This window comes from Oxobacter pfennigii (assembly GCF_001317355.1).
GTDB classification, from domain to species: Bacteria; Bacillota; Clostridia; order Clostridiales; family Oxobacteraceae; genus Oxobacter; species Oxobacter pfennigii.
In genome coordinates this window covers 28,083-47,716 of the sequence record NZ_LKET01000041.1, presented here as the reverse complement: position 1 = coordinate 47,716, position 19,634 = coordinate 28,083, and the positions used below count along the sequence as shown (strand labels likewise).

General features: G+C 40.9%; 25 protein-coding genes. 23 read left to right on the top strand and 2 right to left on the bottom strand.

Annotation, left to right across the window (positions count from 1 at the left end; all coding sequences use genetic code 11):
- Positions 1-92: 92 nt before the first annotated feature.
- The 15 genes from OXPF_RS15875 (at position 93) to OXPF_RS22605 (ending at position 13,968) form a co-directional block, all read left to right on the top strand.
- On the top strand, positions 93-1,505 hold the full coding sequence (locus tag OXPF_RS15875) for a relaxase/mobilization nuclease domain-containing protein (protein WP_054876215.1): 1,413 nt from the start codon (positions 93-95) through the stop codon (positions 1,503-1,505).
- Between the two features lie 262 nt (positions 1,506-1,767).
- Complete coding sequence (locus tag OXPF_RS15865) at positions 1,768-2,310, top strand: hypothetical protein (protein ID WP_054876213.1); 543 nt, start codon at positions 1,768-1,770, stop codon at positions 2,308-2,310.
- Between the two features lie 45 nt (positions 2,311-2,355).
- Complete coding sequence (locus OXPF_RS15860) at positions 2,356-2,796, top strand: divergent PAP2 family protein (protein ID WP_054876212.1); 441 nt, start codon at positions 2,356-2,358, stop codon at positions 2,794-2,796.
- A 23-nt stretch (positions 2,797-2,819) separates the two neighbouring features.
- Positions 2,820-3,656, top strand: a complete 837-nt coding sequence (locus OXPF_RS15855; protein WP_054876211.1) for a DUF4097 family beta strand repeat-containing protein — start codon at positions 2,820-2,822, stop codon at positions 3,654-3,656.
- Positions 3,653-4,366: a TVP38/TMEM64 family protein gene (locus tag OXPF_RS15850; protein WP_054876210.1), complete on the top strand. Its 714-nt coding sequence runs from the start codon at positions 3,653-3,655 to the stop codon at positions 4,364-4,366. The genes OXPF_RS15855 and OXPF_RS15850 overlap by 4 nt, the downstream gene beginning before the upstream one ends.
- Before the next feature lie 81 nt (positions 4,367-4,447).
- On the top strand, positions 4,448-5,116 hold the full coding sequence (locus tag OXPF_RS15845; RefSeq protein WP_054876209.1) for a response regulator transcription factor: 669 nt from the start codon (positions 4,448-4,450) through the stop codon (positions 5,114-5,116).
- Positions 5,094-6,383, top strand: a complete 1,290-nt coding sequence (locus OXPF_RS15840; protein ID WP_054876208.1) for a sensor histidine kinase — start codon at positions 5,094-5,096, stop codon at positions 6,381-6,383. Before OXPF_RS15845 ends, OXPF_RS15840 begins: the two co-directional genes overlap by 23 nt.
- 671 nt (positions 6,384-7,054) lie before the next feature.
- Positions 7,055-7,477, top strand: coding sequence for an RNA polymerase sigma factor (locus OXPF_RS15830; protein ID WP_054876206.1), 423 nt, complete (start codon positions 7,055-7,057; stop codon positions 7,475-7,477).
- 497 nt (positions 7,478-7,974) lie between these two features.
- A complete protein-coding gene (locus OXPF_RS15825; protein WP_054876205.1) occupies positions 7,975-8,178 on the top strand; it encodes a hypothetical protein in 204 nt (67 codons plus the stop codon).
- Positions 8,179-8,323: 145 nt separating this feature from the next.
- Positions 8,324-8,587, top strand: coding sequence for a DUF6870 family protein (locus tag OXPF_RS15820; RefSeq protein WP_054876204.1), 264 nt, complete (start codon positions 8,324-8,326; stop codon positions 8,585-8,587).
- 141 nt (positions 8,588-8,728) lie between these two features.
- Positions 8,729-10,426, top strand: a complete 1,698-nt coding sequence (locus OXPF_RS15815; protein WP_054876203.1) for a recombinase family protein — start codon at positions 8,729-8,731, stop codon at positions 10,424-10,426.
- 383 nt (positions 10,427-10,809) lie between these two features.
- On the top strand, positions 10,810-12,000 hold the full coding sequence (locus OXPF_RS15810) for an MFS transporter (RefSeq protein ID WP_054876202.1): 1,191 nt from the start codon (positions 10,810-10,812) through the stop codon (positions 11,998-12,000).
- A 47-nt stretch (positions 12,001-12,047) separates the two neighbouring features.
- A complete protein-coding gene (locus tag OXPF_RS15805; RefSeq protein WP_054876201.1) occupies positions 12,048-13,151 on the top strand; it encodes a uroporphyrinogen decarboxylase family protein in 1,104 nt (367 codons plus the stop codon).
- Between the two features lie 77 nt (positions 13,152-13,228).
- Positions 13,229-13,777, top strand: coding sequence for a Cif family virulence factor (locus OXPF_RS15800; protein WP_152967788.1), 549 nt, complete (start codon positions 13,229-13,231; stop codon positions 13,775-13,777).
- Positions 13,744-13,968 carry a hypothetical protein gene (locus OXPF_RS22605; protein ID WP_160317243.1) on the top strand — a complete coding sequence of 75 codons (225 nt, stop codon included), beginning with the start codon at positions 13,744-13,746 and terminating at the stop codon, positions 13,966-13,968. The genes OXPF_RS15800 and OXPF_RS22605 overlap by 34 nt, the downstream gene beginning before the upstream one ends.
- Positions 13,969-14,326: 358 nt before the next feature.
- Here the strand turns inward: OXPF_RS22605 and OXPF_RS15795 are convergent, their stop codons facing one another.
- The gene (locus OXPF_RS15795) at positions 14,327-14,938 is read right to left on the bottom strand and encodes a CdaR family protein (protein ID WP_160317242.1); all 612 of its coding nucleotides are present in this window, start codon (positions 14,936-14,938) and stop codon (positions 14,327-14,329) included.
- On the opposite strand from OXPF_RS15795, the gene OXPF_RS15790 reads away from it, so the two are divergent.
- From OXPF_RS15790 to OXPF_RS15760, 8 genes are all read left to right on the top strand, one after another.
- Positions 14,860-15,372, top strand: coding sequence for an oxidoreductase (locus tag OXPF_RS15790; protein ID WP_083479998.1), 513 nt, complete (start codon positions 14,860-14,862; stop codon positions 15,370-15,372). The two genes, OXPF_RS15795 and OXPF_RS15790, sit on opposite strands and share 79 nt — an antisense overlap.
- 100 nt (positions 15,373-15,472) lie before the next feature.
- Positions 15,473-15,709, top strand: a complete 237-nt coding sequence (locus OXPF_RS15785) for an oxidoreductase (protein WP_054876197.1) — start codon at positions 15,473-15,475, stop codon at positions 15,707-15,709.
- Between the two features lie 92 nt (positions 15,710-15,801).
- Positions 15,802-15,960, top strand: coding sequence for a hypothetical protein (locus OXPF_RS22600; protein ID WP_160317241.1), 159 nt, complete (start codon positions 15,802-15,804; stop codon positions 15,958-15,960).
- A gap of 79 nt (positions 15,961-16,039) precedes the next feature.
- Positions 16,040-16,300 carry an AbrB/MazE/SpoVT family DNA-binding domain-containing protein gene (locus tag OXPF_RS15780; RefSeq protein ID WP_054876196.1) on the top strand — a complete coding sequence of 87 codons (261 nt, stop codon included), beginning with the start codon at positions 16,040-16,042 and terminating at the stop codon, positions 16,298-16,300.
- Entirely contained in the window at positions 16,300-16,566 is a 267-nt protein-coding gene (locus OXPF_RS15775; RefSeq protein WP_054876195.1) for a type II toxin-antitoxin system RelE/ParE family toxin, read from the top strand. Before OXPF_RS15780 ends, OXPF_RS15775 begins: the two co-directional genes overlap by 1 nt.
- A gap of 666 nt (positions 16,567-17,232) precedes the next feature.
- Entirely contained in the window at positions 17,233-17,712 is a 480-nt protein-coding gene (locus OXPF_RS15770) for a glutathione peroxidase (protein ID WP_054876194.1), read from the top strand.
- 54 nt (positions 17,713-17,766) lie between these two features.
- Positions 17,767-18,201: a MarR family winged helix-turn-helix transcriptional regulator gene (locus tag OXPF_RS15765; protein ID WP_054876193.1), complete on the top strand. Its 435-nt coding sequence runs from the start codon at positions 17,767-17,769 to the stop codon at positions 18,199-18,201.
- A 2-nt stretch (positions 18,202-18,203) separates the two neighbouring features.
- Positions 18,204-18,614: a flavodoxin family protein gene (locus OXPF_RS15760; protein WP_054876192.1), complete on the top strand. Its 411-nt coding sequence runs from the start codon at positions 18,204-18,206 to the stop codon at positions 18,612-18,614.
- 252 nt (positions 18,615-18,866) lie between these two features.
- Here the strand turns inward: OXPF_RS15760 and OXPF_RS15755 are convergent, their stop codons facing one another.
- Positions 18,867-19,463, bottom strand: a complete 597-nt coding sequence (locus OXPF_RS15755) for a TetR/AcrR family transcriptional regulator (RefSeq protein WP_054876191.1) — start codon at positions 19,461-19,463, stop codon at positions 18,867-18,869.
- Positions 19,464-19,634: the final 171 nt, after the last annotated feature.

Genomic DNA, 19,634 nt, shown 5'->3' with positions numbered 1-19,634 from the left:
GAAAGCGGGCCAAGCGGCCCGCTTTCCACATCTCAACCGTGGACTTCGGGACAACTTGGCCCGAAGTGATACTGCCGGAAAGGAGGGGTTTCATGGCAACCACGCGCCTGATTATTCATCATATCAGCAAGGGAGAAAGCATTGCGCAATCTCTTGCCGACCGTTTCGATTATGGGCAGAATCCCGACAAGACACAACAGGGCGAATTGATTTCCTCCTATCAGTGCGACGTGGAAACTGCTGACGCAGAATTTTTACTTTCCAAAGCCAAATACAAAGCGATCACCGGACGGGAACAGAAAAAGGATGCTGATATTTTGTGTTATCAGATCCGGCAGTCCTTTGTCCCCGGAGAGGTCACGCCGGAGGAAGCCAATCGGATAGGTTATGAAACGGCTATGCGTTGGACGAAAGGCAAATATGCTTTTTTTGTTGCTACGCATGTAGACCGCAAGCACTTTCATAATCACATTTACTATAATTCCACCGCCCTTGACTGCACAAGAAAATTCAATAATTTTTGGGGTTCCAGCTTTGCCCTCCGGCGGCTTTCTGACCGGATATGTATTGAAAATGGACTGTCCTATATTGCCCATCCAAAGCTAAAAAGCAAGGGAAAATACAAGCATTACGGGCAATGGCTTGACGGTAATAAGCCGCTGACATTTCAGGAGCGGCTAAAAGCACAAATTGATACTTGCCTTTCTGAAAAACCTGCCAGCATGGAAGAATTTTTTCATGCTATGGAAGCTGCCGGCTATGAAGTCAAACAGGGGCGCGGCGATACGGTCAGCTTTCGGGCGGAGGGGCAGGAACGGTTTACCCGGCTCCGATCTTCCACACTTGGCACGGGCTATGGACTGGAAGATATACAGGCTATTATCGAGGGCCGGGCCTCTCCATCCGGGGGACACTTTGAGCCGCGCAAGGTCAACCTGATTATTGATATTCAATCCAGAATGAGGTCTGGAAAAGGCCCGGCTTATGAGCGGTGGGCCAAGGTGTTCAATCTCAAACAAATGGCGGCAACACTTCAATATTTGCAGGAAAATAATCTTCTGGAATATTCACAGCTTGCCGAAAAAACGGCACAGGCCGTGGACCGTTTCCATACTCTTTCAGATAAAATAAAAACCATTGAGGTTACGGCGAACACCAATGAGGATTTAATGGCGGCAACGGTTGACTATGCAAAGACCCGTACTGTATTTGAGGGCTACAAGGCCGCGAAATATAGCCGGAAATACTATGCGGAGCATGAGGGCGATATTGAATTACACCGGGCGGCACAGGCTACTTTCAAGCGTATTCTTTCCGGGGCGAAGCTCCCGAAGATGGACGCGCTCAAAGCGGAGAGGCAACGGCTGACTGCTGAAAAAAATGCCGCATACCGGGAGTACCGGGCGGCAAAAAAGAGTATGCAGGAGCTTATTACGGCAAAGGCCAATATTGATCATCTGCTTGGACTGACGGACACGCGGAAAAATAAGGAAATGGAGCGATAGTGACATGACGCAACAAAGAGCGCAACGCGTTTACTTCGGGCCAACTTGGCCCGAAGTGGGCAGGGTTTGGGGAGGCTCCCCAACAAGCAGCATTGCGTGACTGTGGCCACAGTCACATTGCTTGCCGTTTTGCGGAAACATATGGAAACAGAGTTATTCTTCAATGAATTTATAGCAAATTTTCAGAAAAGCTCCCCCTTGTTTCTCATTTTTACTTGTTATGATATAGCTGTAAAAAAACGCGAGAAGTGAGGGAACGCAAGTGGCGAAAATATATATATCACTTATTAAGACAAAATCTCCTATTGGTAGATTAGTTTCTCTTATAAAAAGAGATGAAGTAACACATGCTGCGATTTCATTGGACAAAAACCTGTATTCATTACATGGATTTGGACGTCGGTCTAACTGGATACCAATAATAGCCGGTTTTCGGAAAGAAACATATTCGGCTGGATACTACGGACGACTAAAAACTCTACCCGGTATAGTTTTGGAAATGAATGTAACTGAGGTACAGTACAATAAAGCGGCGAAAATTGTAAGCTGTTTTGCCCGGAACCCAAATAAATACCATTATAGTATAACGAAGCTGATTAGTAATCTTTTCAATATAGAGGTACAGAGCAGTAACAGTTTTATATGTTCGGAATTTGTCGCTTATGTGTTACAAAAAGCCGGTATTATGAATTTCACAACGCCTTTGAATTTGGTGCGGCCACAAGTGTTATTACAAGAGCTAATAAAGTGCCAGGCAATTCCTGTCTACCAAGGGGATATGAAGCAATACGGGGCTACGGCATGAGTTTACTTGCTCTTTACTTGAACTTGTGCAGTAGAAGGAGGCTGTATGATTTTCTGGCAAACGATATTTAGCAATCATGTACTAATAAACACATTTTGGGGATGGGCGGCGGCACAACTTATTAAGTCCATTCTGTATCTGGCAACCTATAGAAAATTTAACGCAGGAAGGCTTGTAGGCTCGGGCGGGATGCCAAGTTCACACTCGGCAGCGGTGAGCGCACTCGCCGTTACTGCGGGTCTTAAATATGGTATCGACTCTTATGAATTTGCCTTCTCTGTTATTATCGCCTGTATTGTTATGTATGATGCGTGCGGTGTTCGCAGGGCGGCTGGGGAACATGCTAAGCTCTTGAATAAGCTACAATATATGTGGACTGATAAGAAAAGTCCCGATGAAAAATTTAAGGAGATGATTGGGCATACTCCACTTCAAGTCATTGTAGGTTCAATCATTGGCATACTTGTAGCGGCAATTCTTTATTAAAAATATTTGCGGGGGATACTTTTATGAGAAATACAACAAAACGAATAATGATAGTGTTCATAATTTGCACATTGGCTATTGTGTTGTTTGCAGGGTGTCATAAGGAAAATACGAAGAATATCGACTTGTCAAAGATTGATAATATCACTATCGTTTATAATTCCGAGGATATCACATTCTTAGAAAGTGATGAAGATGTTTTAGTAATAAAGGAATACTTGAGCGAATGGAAATCCTTGTATGAGGCAAAAGTATCTGTTACAGGAAACAGCGTCAATATAAAAGTAGGCAAGCGTCCGCTTGTTACCACTTTTGATGCTTCCGTCGAAATATATCTCCCGAAAACATATTCTGGAAGTTTATCCGTTGAAACAACCAGTGGTAAAATCAGTATGGATGTAGCATATTCGTTCGATGCACTCCAAATTAAAAGTACAAGCGGTAACCTTAAATTTGAAAAAGTATCCGCAAATACGATTGATTTCATCACAAACAGCGGCAAAATTTTATGTAATTCAATCCATGGAAATATAACCACTAAAAGCAACAGCGGCAGGATTTCAGTTGCAGACGCAAGCGGAGAAGGAAATTACGAGTCTAATTCCGGAGATATTGAAATTGAATATATAGATATTGGTGGGGATATAACAGCATATTCCCAAAGCGGCGGGATTTATCTTACAATGCCGAAAGACAGTAATTTTATATTTGATGCTAATACGCATAGTGGCAATATCAGAACGACTTTTCCTGAATTTCTAGCCAGCACGGAAACAACAGCAAATGGCGCTATTGGTGACGAAGCAGGAATAACCATAGACCTTTCCACAGCATCCGGCAATATTGAGGTAACGCGATGAACGAGAAACCAGGCAAACTTAGCAAAACACAAAAAAAGGCTATTATCTTATCCGTTTTAGGTATCGTATTAGTGATAGCAATTACTCTGTTATTTATGCCGTATTTTGAAAAGCTGTACAAGCCGGACTATCAAGAAAAAATCAAAGAATGGATTAACTCTTTGGGTGTCGGCGGATGGTTGATTGTATTCAGTATTCAGTTTTTACAAATTGTCATCGCGTTTATTCCGGGTGAGCCTATTGAGATTATTGCCGGAATCTTATACGGTACTTGGGGCGGCCTGCTAGTATGCATGTTGGGTTGCGTAGCAGCTTCCACTTTAGTTTTTTTGATTTCTAGGAAATTTGGAACACCTCTCCTATACAAGGTATTTGGAAAGGATAAAATCGAGAATTTTGCTTTTTTGAAAGACAAAAAAAGAGTTGAAACAGTTAGCTTTATTCTATTCCTTGTTCCGGGTACGCCAAAGGATATGCTGACATATATAGCAGGGGTCAGTAATTTGAAGCTAAGCAGATTTTTACTGATATCTACTTTTGCTCGTATTCCGTCCGTGGTGTCCTCTGCTATCATAGGTTCCTCAATGCTGCAGGGGGATTGGGCTATAACAATAACAATTTTTATCATTACGGCAATTATCGGTATATTGGGTATTCGATTTAATGATAAAATATTGGACTTTTATAGCAGACACACGAACTCGAAATAAGCTGCTTTCAGTCTACAAAATAGCAATATTAGCAACAGAAGGTTATAATATGTTTGAAAAAGATAATAAGGAGGATGCACTATGAACAAAATTCTATTGATAGAAGATGATGAAGCTATAGCCCGTTATTTAGAATTGGAGCTTAAACATGAAGGGTATGCGCTTGTTATTCAGGACAATGGAAAATCCGGCTTGGATTGTGCTTTAGAAGAAGATTATGATTTGATACTGCTGGATATTCTGTTACCAGAAATGAGCGGATTGGAAGTATTGCGAAAAATTAGAAAAGAAAAAAACACGCCTATTATTATGCTAACGTCTAAAGGGGAAGTGTCCGATAAGGTGGCCGGGTTGGACAGTGGCGCAAATGATTATATTGCAAAGCCTTTCTTCATGGAAGAATTGCTGGCAAGAATAAGAGTTGTTTTCCGAAAAGACGAAACAGATAACATTCTCCAGTATGGGGAGCTGCAACTACATGTTTCTTCCCGGACTGTTACCATAGCCGGAGAGGAAATCCAGCTAACAAAGAGAGAATATGACCTGCTTGTATACCTGCTAAAAAATAAAAACATCGTCCTCTCACGGGAAAAAATCATTGAAAGTGTTTGGGGGTATGATTTTTATGACAATACAAATGTTGTGGACGTATACATCAAAAGTATTCGTCAAAAATTGGAACCCCTCATGCCGGAGAGGATGATACAGACAGTCAGGGGGATAGGATATGTTATCAAAGATAAGATCTAAAATCAATCGGTCCATTGTCGTAAAATCCACTATTACCAATATCGTGCTGTTCGGCCTTATATTTTTAGCGTTAGGCTGTGGAATATATCAAGCGTTTTCCAGCATTATGTTTGAAGGCGCAACTCTTGTATTGGAAGATCATTCACGGGTAATCAGTGATTTTGTTAAGGAAGGGTATAGTGATATAATTCCCTCCTATGCTGAAAATAGCGCCATTGTCGTGACAATGTCGCCAGCGAGCGGAGCATTTGCCTCCTCGGAAGTTGTAATTGACGGTGTGGAGATTATATATCGGTTTACGGTACAAAGCGGAACGGAGAGCTATGATATCGTTATCACAAAAACATTGGCAAAAGAATGGAAAGCAATCCGAACTATGCTTATTTTTCTGATTGGTGCATCTGTCATTCTTGTTGCATTTATTCTGTTTATTACAACAATCACCACAAGGCGTACAGTAAAACCGATTCACGAAATGATTAACACAATAAATAACGGTGGCTTAGATGTACGTCTTGATGTGGCAAATTCTCAAAATGAATTAAAACTATTAGCTGAAACATTCAATGAACTGCTGGATAGGATTTGGAAAGTTTATAAAAATCAAGAACAGTTTGTTTCAGACGCTTCCCATGAATTGCGAACGCCGTTGCTTGTCATACAGGGATATTCGGACTTGATGGAGCGATGGGGCAAAAATGATGAATCTGTGCAAGCGGAGGCGGTTGCTTCTATTAAGCGGGAAGCGGTATACATGAATAAGCTGGTAGAGCGCCTGCTCTTTCTGGCTAATGCCGACCAAAACCGTCTGAAAATTGATTTTAAAGAAGTAGACCTACCGGAATTACTAGACAGTATCATACATGATTCCATACTTATTGATGATACTCACACCTATAAGCTGGAAACAGAAAATCTTCATATTAGGGCTGACGCTTCTCTTATTAAGCAGTTAATACGCATTCTATTAGATAATAGTGCAAAGTATTCTATCGTAGGCGGAAAGATTAACGTCAGGGCTTATCAAAAAGATAAATATATCTTTATTGAAGTAGAAGATAATGGCCCCGGTGTATCGGAAGAAAATCTTGCACATATTTTTGAACGTTTTTACAAAGCCGACAATTCCCGAACGCGAAAAAAAGGAGGTACGGGTCTTGGCTTATCCATAGCAAGGTGGATTGTAGAGGAACACGGCGGGAAAATTCGTGCAAGTAACACATCCAATGGATTGTTGATAACGATTTTATTTCCGCGTATTTCCTAAAGTGCATTAGCCTTAATATGGATAGCGGCTATTGCCGGGATGGCCGCAAAATCAGTGAACGGGGCAAATCCATTCCTGCCGTTTATCAACTCGGTGGTTGTTCCTACCGTGTCCATACCGGGGTCTGTTCATGCCTTTGCCGAAAACCAACCAGCCACCCATGGTTGAAGCGATATGTTCCCTACTCATATATTGTGGTGGTTTACCTATCTCAAGTGATAGTGATTTAATCATTTATCGGCCGATAAATTACAACTCAACTGCCAAATCCCAACAAGGATTGGTAGGTAACTAAAATGCGCGCTTTTAAAGGCCTTCCAATGGCAGTTATGCGATTGGAGGGCCTTTTATGCGCAAAAGAGCTATCTATCGGCTGATGGAGGGGCCGTCACTTTACCGTGACGGCTGGATGTAACAAAAGTTTTCATCTTACATAATTTCAAAAAATTAAAGAATTTTATGGGTGCCAAGTGCGCCCATTTTTTATTCGACACCTTTCGCTTGTTTTCATTTAAAGGTGTTTTTTTGTGCTCTTTTTTGACTTCTTTTTCGCTGGACAAGCTTCGATGCCACTTCGGGCCAATTTGGCCCGAAGTCCAACCTCGATGCCGCTCTCCACCGCCTCCATTTCGATTCGCCATGCCTAAAAAATCGAAATGGAGGAACGCCAAATGGCAAAGATCAATCTGCGGGATCATTACCCGTTTTATAATGCTGACCTTTTTATTGATATACCCGATGAAGTGGCGGCTACCTTAGTGGAAGCCGAACGACTGGAACGAAACTATATCCGCCGCATGTTCTGGAACAATGCACAGTATTCACTTGATGCGGATGATGGTATTGAACATGACGCTCTTTTTGCTTCCCTCTCCCCGTGCGAGGTTTATGAGCGAAAGATGACGGCGCAGGAACTCCATGCCGCCCTTGACGCGCTTCCCAACAAACAGGGCCGGAGGGTTTACGCCCATTACATACTTGGCATGAGTAAAACCGAAATTGCCCGTGCCGAGGGTGTTAGTGAAAAGAATGTGCGTCAATCCATAAACCGCGCGCTTCACAGCATGGAAATATTTTTGAAAAATCGTTTGTGATCCGGGTCGATTTTGCCTCAAAAATCTCATGGCTATTGAGAGGGGATTTTACTTCGGGCCACGGTGGCCCGAAGTCGGGGCTTCTCCCGTGCTGTTTGAAAACTCAATAAAAAGATACCCAGATACAAAGGGTGAATGTGCCAAGTGACAGGCCCGCCATGACCTCCATTGTCAGAGAACGGAGAGAGCGATAAGGCCCATGCCGCAGGCGGGCCGAGGCTGGTCCCGCCGGATTAAGCACACAAGCCCGGATACTTGCGTTCAGTCACAGTCCGAGCGTTGAAGCGGCCAACAGGCCGTGAGCCGTCGCAGGCAATGAGGACGCCTCGCCATCAGAATGGGGAGAGGTGAAATTCCTATGGGGTGGGCAAGCCGCCCCCCATCCGGGCTATCTGTTTGCAGTATAACTTAGGAGGCTGCGCCGGGCATTACTGTCTTACGACAGGCCGACGCTCCCCGACGCAGCGCTCCGCCTATTTTACAATAGGAGAATCGAAATGGAAAAAGACACGATTTTAGATATGATGCTGACTGAACGGTGGAGCAACAATGCTTGCCGTGGTTATGCTGTTATATGGGCTATGGAAAACTGTGGATTCAAGCCCGATGCTATTCAGCGTGTGGTTTCCGAACTTCATTATGTTTTCGATATGAAGTCTATTGAGGAAGCCGACGAGCATTACCAAAACAGTCCTTATTGACTTCGGGCCAAGTTGACCCGAAGTGTGAGGCAAGACGAAAGGCCAGCATTTGTGATTTACAAAGTGCTGGCCTTTCGTGTTTCCCCACAGGACAAGCGGGAAACCAAACATATATATTATGGTTTTGTAAAGGAGGCGCGGAATAATGTTGAAGCCAGAACAGATCAACATAATGCAAAGCGTGGATATTGCCACCGTAGATAAAGCGCAGTTAGCAGATGTTAGCGGCATAACATTTGACAATAGCCTGTCAAAAGGAGAACGCGCCGCTCGGATTTTAGAGCAGGTGAAAAATCCTTATTGCTTCCGTCTTGGGGATACGGCGGTAAAAATTGAGTTTTCAGATGACGGGCCACCCCTGCAAGATGTGATTGCTAATTTTCTGATACGGCAAAAGGGCGGTCTGTAATAGGCCGCTTTTACTTCGGACCAACATGACCCGAAGTAAGCCAAAATCCCTTTATTTAAGCGGACTTTCGGAATCGACAACATTGTTCGCATTACCCCAAAATGGTATAATATAGGTGTAATGTGATAGGAAGGAGGATACATGGCACGTACAAAAAACAGGGGAACAAATATCGCAGTCTCCCTATCTTCAAAACAAGCTCCCAAATGGCGCTTAGGGAAATATCTAAGGCTTTCCAAAGACGATTTTAAGCGCGGCAATACTAAGGACAAAGATAAGGAAGTTAGCGACAGTATAGAAAATCAGCGGAAAATACTCAACGAGTTTGAGCAGATGAACGCGGACGAATTTGAATGGTCGGAAGAATACAAAGACGATGGCTTTACCGGAACAGACGCCGACCGCGATGATTTTCAAAGGTTATTGTCCGACATTCGCACCGGGAAAATCAACTGTGTGATTATCAAAGACCTTTCGCGCCTTTCCCGCGACTATGTAGAAGCGGGCATCCTGATTGACAGGTTGTTTGTTCAGATGAATGTAAGGTTTATCAGCTTGCATGAACGGATAGACAGCTACAATGACCCGGAGAGCGTTTCCAGTATGGTTGTGCCGATAACAAACGTAATGAACGACCAATACTGCTATCAGACCTCAAAGAAAATCCGGCAGGTGTTTGATTACAAAAAGCGCAACGGTCAGTTTATCGGCTCCTACGCTCCCTACGGTTACATCAAAGACCCCAACGATAAACATGCCTTGCTTGTAGACTGCGAAGCCGCTGAAGTGGTAAAACAAATTTTTGCCATGCTTCTAAACGGCATGGCGGTTAGAGCAATCGTAAACCATCTGAACGACCACGGCGTTATGTGTCCGTCCCTCTACAAGCAGAGCCAGGGGTTAAAGTACAGTTGCCCCAATGGACAGGCAAAGCCGATGTGGAGTACCATCACAGTCACCAACATGCTAAAAAATCCTGTTTATGTCGGGGATATGGCGCAAGGCCGAAACCGTGTCAAGAGCTACAAGATACACAAAATCGAGGCTGTACCCGAAGAAGATTGGATTGTTGTTCAGAATACCCATGAACCGCTTGTTGACCGGGAAACCTTTGAAAAGGTTAAACAACTGTTAAAGCGCGATACCCGTACCGCGCCAAAACAAAAACAACTTTATCTGTTCAGCGGCTTTCTCCGCTGCGCGGATTGTGGCAGGGCAATGTCACGGATAGCAAGCAAGGAATTGTATGTTTACTACCAATGCGGCACATACAAAAGCCTTTCAAAAAAAGCCTGTACCATGCACTCGATTAAAAGTACAAGGCTTGAAGCGGCTACATTGTACGCAATTCGGCAACAGGTACACCTTGCGGTTAGCTATTCCGCTATCGTTTCACAAATTAATCTGGCCCCGCTTAAAAAGAGCCAGTCTGTACGGCTGAATGAATTGATTGCCGCAAAAGAAAAAGAGCTTGCTAAAATCATGCGATATAAGCAATCTCTCTATCAGGACTGGAAAGATGGCAGCATTACGCACAACGATTACCGCCACATGAGCGAAGATTATGAGCAGCAAAATGAAGCTATCAGCGCAGTTGTTGGCAATCTGAAAAAAGAGCGGGACGAACTGGAAAACGGCATAGACATTGAAAATCCTTTCTTGGCTACTTTCCGAAAATATGAGAACATCGACAAGCTGACAAGGGAAATACTGATTGAACTGGTTGACCATATCAAGGTATACGAGGGCGGCGACATCAGCATACGGTTTAAATTTGCTGACGAGCTTCGCCGCATTACCGAGTACATCGAAGTCAACTCGCATCTACAGGTGGGATAAGCTCACCGCTTGAACGGTATGTTGGTTTTCCTAATATATAACGCTCATATGCCAATAGAGCGAAAACTTTCCTTCATAATACAACATATACATATCATCAAAATAACCACTCAAAATTTCTTTATGACTATATTCCGGATATTTATCATCATTCACTATAACTGTGCGGATACCACATCTTCAATATGCTGTGTGAGGTCTCTGTCTTTACTCCTTTTAACTTATTCTTACTGCTATATACACTCCATCCCGGCTTATAAACTTACGGATAATTGCTGTATGGCATTTTGTGAAACCATAAAATTTCTCTGTTCGAGAGATTTTATGAGACAGCTTAGTTTATCACAAAAATAAATTTTTAGAGTAAAAAGGAGTAAAAAGAAATGAGTGAAAAAAAATATGGTCTGACCGTTAAAGTCGCAGTATTGTCAATTGGGGTGCTGCTTTATTTAGGTAACATTATGGGGCCCATTCTCGGCCTCATAGTAAAGGAATTCCCTGACGTTAACCCTGATTTGGTCAAGCTGATTCAAACAATGCCCTCGCTTTCTACAATGGTAGTTTCCCTTATTGTAGGAGCCATAGGCAATAAAGTTAAAAAAAGGACTCTTGTATTTATCGCCTGTTTTTGTATCTTTTTCGGAGGTATAGCGCCGGTTTTTTTATACGATTTTAATTTACTGTTAATTTCAAGAGCATTTTTCGGAATTGGTCCTGGTATTGCCTTCCCATTAGCCTCCGGTATGATTGGACAATTGTTTGAGGGAGCCGAGAGACAAAAGATGATGGGTCTAAGAGGGTCTGTAGGAACTGCAACAGGATTTATATTATCGCTGTTATCCGGACAAATTGCCAAGGTTAACTGGAGATATTCTTTTTTTCTTATGTCCATTGCTTTACTTTGTTTCATAGTCCAGCTTATCTGGCTGCCGGAACCTGAAGTGAAACAGCCGGCTGTATCTGGAACGAAAGAAAAGATAGTATTAACAAAATGGTTATGGCTTATTGCACTGATGAATATAGGCTACAATATAATGCTTGTATCCTACTCCACAAATATGTCTATTGTAGTTATTCAAGGCAATATCGGTGATGTCGGTCAGGCGGGAATCGTGTCTGCATGCTATACTATAGGAGCTTTCCTGGCAGGTATGTCATTTGCAAAAATTGAGCAGGCCATTAAGAGATATACCGTAGCCCTTGCAGTAGGACTTTTAGGATCCGGATTGCTTATACTTCTTCTTTCAACTAACATATTCATGTTCTTTGTCGGAGCCTTTGTAAGCGGCACAGGCTTTGGTCTGTATAATCCATGCGTTACTCTTAAAGTAATAGGAAGCGTAGCCAGAAACGCAACAACACGTGCAATGAGCATATATATAGTTTCTCAATCGGGTGCGGCATTCTTATCGCCGATTATATTCATGTTCCTTAAAAGCGCATTAGGCCTGACAGGCCTAAAAGCTTCCTGGATGATATCATCTCCTGCTCTTTTGACTGCCGCTCTGGCAATTGTAGTATTTGTTACTTTTACCGGCAAGCCTAAAGATGCACAAATTTCTGCAGCACAGTAAAAACTAAAATATTAAATTTTGTTAAATTTAATGAGAGGTGAATTTAAATGAAGACTCCACAGGAAATGTATGACGAACATTATGCCAGGCTGACCAGAGCTTTTACCTGGGAAGATCAGGACAGGCCGCCTATTACTTATAACTGTGATTTGTTTGCAACAAGATATATGGGTTTAAAGCTATCCGAACTGATTACCGATACCGAGAGGGCAAACACCCTGACTCTCATGGGTACACTTTTAATGGGCGGGGGAGAAATTGACAGCGCTAGTCCCGGTATGTACCCGCCGGCCAGTGAGATACAAAAAAATATGAAATTTCCCGGCCGTGATTTACCTGATGATGAGCTCTGGCAGGTAAATGAAAAAGAAGTCATGACGGCAGAAGATTATGACACAATTATAAATAAAGGATATGGCTACTTTAAACAAGAATTTGCTAAAAGAATCGGTGACGGCACTGCGACGGAAAAAATAAAAGCAATGGCGCCGGTAATGGGCAGGCTCGCCAGGAATCTCAGATCCGTGGGAATTGTCCAGCTTAGCACGGCTATGTCGGATGCATTTGTCGAATCATTCTGTGCTATGAGATCCATGCCGCAGTTCTTCAGGGATTTGCATAAGATTCCCGATAAGGTACAGGCAGCAATGGATGTTGCTATAGAAGAACATATCGGAGAACTCAGAAAAGTAATCCGTGCCAATAAACCGCTGTCGGTGTTTGTTGGCGGTTCCCGTTCAACATTTCTTTCTAAAAAATTGTTTGAACGCTTTGATTTGCCATATAGGACAAGGATAGTAAATGCAGCAGTTGAAGAAGGTGCATTTGTGCACTTCCATCTTGATGCTGACTGGGGGCCAAAACTTAATTATTTCCTTGATTTCCCCAAAAAGAAATGTATTTTGGCACTGGATGGTATGACAGATATGTTTAATGCAAAAAAAGTTCTGGACGGCCATATGGCATTAATGGGTGATGTGCCGGCTTCACTATTTAGTTTAGGTACACCTGATGAAGTTTATAATTATTGTACAAGGCTGGTCAATGAAATAGGACCAGAGGGTTATATAATGTCAGCAGGCTGTGCTGCCCCGCCCAATGCTAAAGCTGATAACATTAAGGCTATGGTCTGTGCGGTTACAGGAAAATAAATAACTTTTTTAAAAGCAGGCAGTTTATGTTTTTAATCTGTAAGCCGGTCAACACAATTTATGGAGGGGCAAAAATTATGGAAAATCATTTTAAAAACATTTTAACCCGCAATAAGAAAAAGAATGGCTTTACACTTTTTCTCATTACAATCCTGCTAACTTTGTTACCGGGTACATTGATAGCCTGTTCTTCGAATACCAATGAGAAAGGCAAAACAGAACCTAATAGCAGCATTTTGCCTGCACAGGCAGATAACCAAGGCGGTACTCAAACTACCGATGTCAATAAACCGGATGAGGCGCTGTCTGCCGATGCCCAAGAAATTAAAAGCATTGCAGAAAAATTTTCTTTCGCCTTTTTTAACGGAGATACCGATTTGATGAAAAGCTACTTAACAAAACCTTTTGAATGGGATATCGAAGTTTTTGACGGCAGCGCAAAAGAGGTTACCGGCATTACGATAAAGGGGCTGGCAGATATTCAAGAAAAAAATATTGGAGATACCAGTGTTGTCTCGGTCGAATACAGAGGGGCTCCCCAGGATGACTCATTCCAGTATTTAACCATTGAATTAATAAAACAACCTGATGGATGGAAAATCCGGTTTTATGGCGTAGAAAGGTAATAATTGATAAAAATATAGGTTACGCTGTAGTTGAAACATGGGCTGTTGCGTTTTTAAACAACGTAATGAGCATTATGAGAGTTCTGAACAAGTTCTTGGTGACGCTGCCGCAGAAAATACTTAGAATTTTAGATTGTTTGAGCGACAGCGAGTTATCAAAATTCTTGTATTTTCAAGGCAGAGAGCCTTAGAACTTGCAGAACTCGAATATAGCGAATGCAGTGTTTAAAACGCAACAGCCCCATGCATTTATTGAAGTAAATATTAATAGTTTACCTACACCGATAGCTCCATTATTTTATAGGTTAAGAATAGTTTAAAGCGATTGCTGCCATTGCTCAGATCCATGCCGGTTATACTTTTTTATATCCATTATATTATTGAATATGAGACTTAAACCTGCGGTCAGGTTATTTTCCTTTAAAAAATTTATAAGCTTCCCCTTCATATTTTCAACTTCCGCATTGTTTCTGGAATTTAATATGATGACTATGCGTTCATTGTAATAAACAGATTTGCAGGGGGGAAGAAGCTTCTCAAAGGACCATCTTAAGTATTCAACCTGATGGGAGCCTGCATGTTCTGGGGTATATTTACTGCAGCTACCAAAAAATTCTTATATGGTTCGCTGAACAGGGACTTTGCTCTCTCTTCTGCTATCTTAAAATTTCCAATTCTATCATTCAGCAGATCTGTTATTAAGAATTCATGCATTACTCCTGAAAGATTCTCATATAATTTGTTCTTTTGCATTTCTGAGGATATGACATCGCAAAGAAGCCCTGTAAGGTAAACATCCTCATCCTTAAATTTTTGATTATTTTCCAAAACGCCGATATACGCGATAGTTTTATCGTTGATGACTATTTTGCCCACTATCCTTCTCAAGTTATTGACCAAACCTGAGTCTATAATGACAGGCAGCTGATTTTCAGTAATCTCTTTTACGAACCCTTTGTTAACATAGGATGCAAAATATTTATCCAAACCGTATCCAAGGGTGGTTAATACATCCCAGATAGTATCATCTACGTTGGTATTTGTTGAAGAAGCAAGAAGTTTAGCAGAAGCATCTACCACAAATACCGGGTTGCCCAGTATTTCCGAACCCACCTGTACTATATACTCCGAAAGGCCATGATTATTTTGTAGAGCGTGCAAAAGGCGGTGCCGGACTGATAATAATACCTGTTTTTGCTACAGAGGCGGTGGAACTGAGCGGTGTATCGGCTGTTCTTGATGAGAATACCTTTGACCAATTCCTGAAGATTGCAGACGATATTCATGCTAATGGAGGAAAGGTATGTACACAGATTGTACCTGGATATGGCGCAATTTCTACAGATTCAAAAAGATATGATGTACCGGTATCTGCTTCAGCCATACCCTCTATTTATCTTCCGAGTATCATATGTCATGAAATTACAATAGATGAAATACGGGAAATTCAGGATGGTTTTCGTAAAACAGTAAAGCTTGTAAAAAAGGCCGGCGTTGATGCCATTCAAATACACGCCTACGGCGGATATTGCCGTAAACCCAGAAAAATAGCCGATGCTGTACTGGAAGGCCGCAAGGCTGTCCTCGCACTTTGATATAAAAATAATTGAGACAGGTTAAAATCAAGCATTCAAGCGATTTATTTTTAATATAATTACCGGCTTTAAATTAATATAACGAAAAGGAGGAAAATAAATGAAATATCCAAACTTATTTAAGCCTATCAAAATCAGAGGAATGGAATTAAAAAACAGGGTGATTTTTCCTGCTATGGGCACCGGATTTCTAAAAAATGGCTATGTTACCGACAGATTAATCGATTATCATGTTACAAGAGCTATAGGGGGTACTGCATTGATTGGATATGCATTGAAAGCAAGAAAAGCGATAAACGCCATTGAAGAAGCAGCAGAAGTAGCCAGAGAAATTTAATTAATTCAAAACAAAGTAAAGTAAAGTTTACAAAGGGCTAGACAGGGTAACGGTCTGACGGGTAGCGTTGCGCCCGTCAGATTTTCCATGTAATGAAAAAGAAGATTACATTTGCTGCGCTTGCTATTGCCGTAATTGGCATTATATGTTATATAATTTTTGGTGGATATGCTTCAAAGCTATTTGTTGATTTGGAAACGAAAGATATAAAAGAAATTACAGTCTACCTAGGTCTGGCGGCTTATTTTTAGTATTGATTTTTTTATAAAAATAGCATATACTATTGGTGGGAAAGTAAGAAATTCGCACTACAGATTGGAGATGATAATTATGCTGGCTGAATTTCGCGCTAAATCACAGGTTACTATACCGAAAGAACTAGTTGATAAATTAGGACTTTCCGAAGGTGACAAGCTGGAAATTTACGAAAAGGACGGCGTGATTTGCATTATGCCGGTAGTCGTATATCCAAAAAAATATATTGACGAGCTTAGAGAAGAAATTGCGGAAACCAAAACAAAAATAGCTTCCGGTGAGCAACCCATTTTTGATAATGTAGACGCTTTGTTCGCAAAGCTGGAAGAAAACTAATGGCCTATAAATTCACTTTTACGCGCCGCTTTCAAAAGCATTTCAAGACATTAACCGCGCATGAAAAAAATCAGCTTATGAAAAAGCTGGAACTGCTGTCCCAAAATCCAACGCATCCGTCCTTACGCACAAAGCATATACAAGGAACGGATAGACTGTACGAGTGTAGCGTCAACATGGACATCCGTATTATTTGGTACTACGAGGGTAATACGATGATTATCCTTGTGGACGTAGGACACCACGATATTTTGAAGCAGTTTTAGCAGAATGTATATACACAGCGCAGGGCCGGTCATATACTTACGTGAAGTATATGACCCACTCTGACACTAAAGAAATCCAGCCTTTTTCCTGTAATACACTTAATGCTCCATAGGGTGGCTCTAAGTCAAAGAATTATTATGAAATAAAGTAATATATTGAAGGAAAGTGGTATTCCCTACCATGTGATTGGAGATGCATTGAAAGCAAGAAAAGCGATAAACGCCATTGAAGAAGCAGCAGAAGTAGCCAGAGAAATTTAAATTAGTTTCAAACAATTAATTAAATTGATTATAAAACAATAATTAGACATATTTTATGAAACTATAACGGCTCACCCCTGATGTATTTTTGACAAAAATAAGTTGGAATAACCATTTGTTGTTATCCCAACATTAGTTTTATGAACATGAAAAAGTCCTGTATTTATTTCATAGATGCAGGACTTTTTTATTGACGCTATTCATATCTATGGTGAGTCATGGTTTTCAAACGGTTAATTCTGTGTCAGAATGTTCAAATCCCATAGAATTGATACACATTAAAGTGTTATGCTCGTTGTTTTTTACATTAAAAGATCTGGCTATCTTCTATTTATCTACTTGACATTAAATATAGATTAAGTATAATTTAATTGTACTCAACTTAAATCATTAAGGAGAATAAAAATGGAATTTTATGATTTAACAGTAAAAGACTCGAAGGGCAATTACGTAAGCATGTCCGATTACAAGGGGAAAGTGTTATTGATCGTTAACACAGCAACAGGCTGTGGACTGACACCGCAGTATAGCGGATTGCAGGATTTATATGATAAATACAAAGAAAAAGGGTTTGAGATCCTTGATTTCCCCTGTAATCAATTTGCCAATCAAGCTCCCGGAAGCAATGAAGAAATTGGCAGCTTCTGTACAGGCCGTTATGGAATCACCTTCCGGCAGTTCGATAAAATTGATGTAAACGGTGAGAATCAAAGCCCGCTTTACTCCTGGCTCAAATCTCAAAAGAGCGGTCTTGCCGGCTCTAATATCAAATGGAATTTTACGAAATTTCTCGTAAATAAAAAAGGGGAGGTAATATCCCGCTATGCGCCTACCAAAACTCCCGGAGCCATTGAAAAGGACATTGCCAAGCTTTTGGGGGAATAAAGAATGGCATACCAAAATCTTATTCAAAATTACAAATATTGAGAGGGGAAGCTCATGAATTACGATGTGCTCAAGCTTGAAAACCAGCTTTGTTTTCCAATATATGCCTGTTCCAGGGAGGTTGTAAAAAAATATAAGCCATTTTTGGATGAGATTGGCCTGACTTATACGCAGTATATCGTAATGATGGTATTGTGGGAAAAGAAAAGTATTAATGTTAAAAGCCTAGGAGAATGCCTGTATCTTGATTCAGGTACACTGACTCCGCTCTTAAAAAAGCTTGAATCCAATGGATTTATTTCAAGGATAAGATCGGCGGAGGACGAACGGAACTTGATTGTTACGATTACGGATAAGGGCGAAGGATTGAAGGTTAAGGCAGTTGAAATCCCCTTCAAACTTGCATCCTGCTTAAATCTTTCTCCCGAAGAGGCAAAGCTGCTATATAGTTTGCTCTACAAAATATTGGGTAACTCTAAGGAGGTATAATGATGAATATAGCAATCCGATATTACAGCAAGACTGGAAATACCAAAAAACTCGCCGATGCGATTAGTGAGGTTACTGATATTACAGCACAAACAATAGACGTACCACTTGACGGCGATGTTGATATTTTATTTTTGGGCAGTTCGGTATATGCCGCTGGTGTGGATGAACGAGTGAAAACGTTTATCCAGTCAATTGACAGCAGCAAGGTGAAAAATGTAGTAAACTTCAGCACCGCAGCCCTTCTGCCTTCCACATATTCTCAAGTATCAAAGCTGCTCGCCGAAAAAAATATCCCGATTGACAGCCGGGAGTTTCATTGCCGCGGCCGTTTTAAATTCATGCACAGAGACAGGCCAAATAGCTCTGATGTAAGTGAATTGAAGCGCTTTGTCGAAAAAATATTAAAATAATGGTTAAATATGATTGCACTCTAAACGGGTATCAATTTATAAATATTGCTTTTTTGGATATCCTGGCGGATGTTTACCTGATGAGGCACATGATGCTTTTGATGGTTTAGTTTTGACTTTTCAGGAGCCGTTCCAAAACAAAGGTAATAAGAAGAAAATTAAAAACAGCATAATTTAATAATAATATCCGGTTTTATGGCACAGAAAGGGAATAATGGCCGCTTTAACAAGCGGTCATTATTTATGTATAGTCTATTCAGATTTGAGTATTCCGTTAAGGAATATGTCTTTATAATACTTGCGTTTTAATTCCAGCTTTTCGTTTTCATCGGTTATATTGTGTTCCCGGAAATAGGTTAATATATTAAACATTGAAGTTGCATAAAAATGAAAAATAAACTCTATATCAACAGAGTCCTTCAGTTTGCCGGCTTTTTTAAACTCTATAAGCTCATCCATTAAAGACGCATTCAGCTCTTTGCTGTATTCTCCAAAGTAAAATTTCTGCATTACCTCCATAGGCACCTTATACCATGTGCGGTTAAAAGCAATTTCCTTTTCCGTGCATACTTCCTCAATGGGGACCGTTTCCATCCCCAGCAATATGCTGTCCATAATTTCCTTTTGCCTGGCTCTGTATTTTTTTTCTATGTCATTAAAGAAATATAAATATAAATCATCCTTATCATTAAAGTACTGATAAAAACTTCCTATTGAGATACCGGACCGGCTTGCGATTTCTCTGATATTCACATTTTCATATTTCTCATCGATAAACATATCATACGTGGCCTCAATTATCCTCTGCTTTTTTTCAGGCGGCAAATTAAAAAAAGTCTTTTTAGGCATGACTTCCTCCTTGTGAATAACCCTTTTTTGACATTGAAATTATACCAAATTATCAAATTATTTTAAATAGATAAATTTTTTAAAGGGACTTCCTGTTTTGTTGACATCAAAGAATAATGTTGTTATTATTTTAATAATCAACATATGAACATGTTCATATTTGGGAAAAGG